The following is a 1125-nucleotide window of genomic DNA, read 5'->3' on the forward strand; positions in this document are numbered from 1 at the left end:
GGGCCTGTTGCGTAATTCGTCAATTGTGATTCCCTCGGGCAAAGCCTTGGAGGGTAGCGATGGCGGTTAAGCAGACGGGACAGCCGAGCTTTGTGGAAGCGCTGATGCCGAAGGGGGCCGGCGCCAATGCGGCGCTGGATCGGCTGGCTGGCCTGGTCAAGTGGTACCGGTTCGAGAAGCTGATCGGCCATTTGCGGGATGAAGCAAGCCCGGGTCGGCCAGGCTATCCGGTGCTGGTGCTGTTTCGTGCTGTGCTGTTGCAGTCGCTCTATGGTCTTTCGGAGCGAGAGCTCGAGGAGGCGCTGGGCGACCGGTTGTCGTTCAAGCGCTTCGTCGGTTTGAGCCTTGAGGATGCGACGCCCGACCATACGGTGCTGAACCGCTTCCGGAACCAGCTCGTTGAACAACGCCTGCTGGAGAAGCTGTTTGGCGAACTGGATCGTCAGCTTGAGAATGCTGGCGTGATCCTCAAGCGCGGCACGATGCTGGATGCGACCTTGATCCAGGCAGTGTCGGCTCCGCCCAAGGAGGACCGCCCCTCAAACGATCCTGATGCCCGGTTCACCAAACGGCAAGGCAAGGGCGGCTCGACCTTCGGTTACAAGGCCCATGTCGGTGTCGACGAAGGATCCGGCTTGATCCGCGCGGTACTGACCACAGCGGCCAACATCAACGACACGACGCCTGCGGACGCTTTGATCCGCGGCGATGAAGCTGCGGTGTGGGCCGATGCGGCTTACGACACCCATGCCCGACGAGCCCGGCTGAAGGCGGAGGGCAAGAAACCCCGCATCGCGCGTCGGCCCAACCGACATCACCCGGAGCTGCCGCCCAGGCTCAAACGCTACAACCTCCTCATCGCGCGCCGCCGAGCCCAGGTCGAGACCACCTTCGCTACTCTCAAACGCCGCATGCGGCTGACCTGCATCCGCTACGTCGGTCTGACCAAGGCGACCGGGCAAGTCCTGCTCGCGTCCATCGCCTTCAACATGAGGCGGTGGGCCACGATCGCCGCGTGAGCCGCCCGCCGAGGGCGACAACTACAGATCTTGGCAGGAAATTACCGGGACCAAGGCCTTCTCTCCTGACGTCTTCAGCCTCAAGAGCCGATAACGCAACAGGCCC

Annotated in this window: 1 protein-coding gene; it reads left to right on the forward strand. The window is 63.1% G+C overall.

Translation table 11 applies throughout. The features are described 5' to 3' along the window. Positions 1 to 59 precede the first annotated feature (59 nt). Positions 60 to 1019 (forward strand): IS5 family transposase, encoded by a 960-nt coding sequence (locus tag AC5ZFO_RS48000; RefSeq protein ID WP_282525911.1) that lies wholly within the window; start codon positions 60 to 62, stop codon positions 1017 to 1019. Positions 1020 to 1125 lie beyond the last annotated feature (106 nt).

It is taken from the genome of Bradyrhizobium sp. Unk1 (assembly GCF_059512345.1).